The organism is Streptomyces sp. NPDC059355 (assembly GCF_042752335.1).
Taxonomy (GTDB): domain Bacteria; phylum Actinomycetota; class Actinomycetes; order Streptomycetales; family Streptomycetaceae; genus Streptomyces.
The window spans coordinates 1-1764 of record NZ_JBHYXN010000102.1; the positions used below are offsets into that span (position 1 = coordinate 1).

The window sequence follows — 1764 nt, forward strand, 5'->3', positions numbered from 1 at the left end:
GGTTCGGTGGCGCGCTGGTTCAGGCTCGCCCCGCCGGCCACACCGCGCTTGTGGTATCGGGCAGCAGCAGCCTGGATTTCCCGGATGGCCTGCCGGTTGCGGTCGGAGACCACGCCGCTCATAAGGTCCAGGGATCGCGCCCACAGGCCCACGGCTTCTTCATGCCGGTGCTGGCCGGCGACCGACCGCCCCAGGTTGGCCATGGTCAGCCCGTGTTTGAGTAGGTACGTGCCTGGTATGCGTCCGGCCAGGGCCCGACGGTAGTGCCGTTCGGCCGCCGTGTGGTCCTTCATCGCGGTCAAGGTCTTGCCCATGTGTGAGGCGACGGTGGCCGCTACCGCGCGAGGCGGCGGCGTAGGCGGGGACGGGCTCCCGGGTGTCCGTCACGGCGTCCTCAGCGGCCAGCAGTGCGCGCGCAGCCCGAAGGGTGATACGCGCAGCTGCTTGTTCCCCGGCCGACTCGGTTGGGGCCACTGTGCGTCGAAGTGTCAGGCATGCGACGTGGAGGTGTGCAAGACGTGCAGCGTGGGAGCACCCCAAGCATGCCGCAATGCAGGCGTACAAGCAGCCATACATTCCTCAATGCGGAGTCCTGTGCGCATCTCAATGCAGATTGCAATATAGATCACCGTGCGATCATGCATGCGGCCTAAGAGGCAGAGTGTCATGCAATTCGGCATGCATATTCAAATGCACCTGCCGCTTTAGCATGGCATGCGGATCACCATGCATCTTGCACTTCAACTCGCGATGCACAGGCTGTGAACTTGTGAAATCTCTAGGCAGGAGGGCCTACCTGCTCTGTTCCTTACCTCGGTGCCTGCATGCTGACCGGCCTCACGACTTCGACGAGTACCGCCCCAAAGCGCGGCATCAAATCGATGATCGCCCGACGCGGCGTCGCCCACGGCTCCGCACTTGGCATGGTGCATCAGGTCGTCGAGCGCGCCTTCGCCCGCCTGCACCCGTTCAAACAGCTCCGGCTCCTCACCCGCAGCAGCAGCGCCCCCGAGTTTCTAGACGACAGACCGAGGGCCGACCTCGTCGCCACTGCCCCAGCCCTCGGACGGTTACTTCCCTGGCTGGTGGGGTCGAGACTCACGATGGCCATGTAGACACACTTGATGGCGGCCTGCTCGTTCGGGAGGTACCCGCGGGCCGGGGACGGCCTTGCGGATCCGCGCGTTCACGGACTCGATCGCGTACGTCGCGCAGACGATCCGCCGTATCTCGGTATCGAAACTGGAGGAACGGCACGAACTCAGCCCACGCATTCTCCCACAACCGCACGATCGCGGGATACTTCCGCCCCGTTCCCCCCGAAACTCGGAGTGCCTTTCGGCCGCGACCAGCAGGGCCATATAGATCAGGCGGTTGGCGACCTGGCCCTCGCGAATCCTCACGTTGATGCAGTTGATGAAGACGACCGGATAGCCGCGGTCGAGTGGGCGGGCCTGCCTCCGGACCATGAGCGTTCAGGAACCGCTCATCCACAGTCGGCGGTGCAGCCCCCGTCCCAGACGCTTGGCTATGTTCTCGCTGGTCACAGGTGAACTCTTCCTGGAAGATCCTCCGCGACTGCCGCCCCAAAGGCGACGGCGCCCACCACGCCATGCTCGGCATCGCCCGCATACACAACCCCGCCCCCGCCGGACAGACAAGCGGCTCGCATCATGCGCACTACCCCTGAGACGACTCAGAGATCATTTACGGGACAGCCCTCATTAACGACCTCGTGGGTGGTTGGCGGTGTGATGCTGGGTC

Annotated in this window: 1 protein-coding gene and 3 pseudogenes; 1 reads left to right on the forward strand and 3 read right to left on the reverse strand. The window is 64.5% G+C overall.

The features are described from left to right. A partial coding sequence (locus ACFXGI_RS38600) for a tetratricopeptide repeat protein (RefSeq protein WP_384717740.1) occupies positions 1-314 on the reverse strand: 314 nt, incomplete at its 3' end. Positions 315-811: 497 nt separating this feature from the next. Between ACFXGI_RS38600 and ACFXGI_RS38605 the strand changes: the two are divergent. Beyond that, positions 812-983: pseudogene (locus ACFXGI_RS38605) on the forward strand (IS5/IS1182 family transposase); the annotation flags it as partial. A gap of 83 nt (positions 984-1066) precedes the next feature. Here ACFXGI_RS38605 and ACFXGI_RS38610 read toward each other — a convergent pair. Both ACFXGI_RS38610 and ACFXGI_RS38615 read right to left on the reverse strand, forming a co-directional pair. After that, a pseudogene (locus ACFXGI_RS38610) lies at positions 1067-1311 on the reverse strand (transposase); the annotation flags it as partial. A gap of 80 nt (positions 1312-1391) precedes the next feature. Further along, a pseudogene (locus ACFXGI_RS38615) lies at positions 1392-1469 on the reverse strand (hypothetical protein); the annotation flags it as partial. Between the last annotated feature and the right edge of the window lie 295 nt (positions 1470-1764).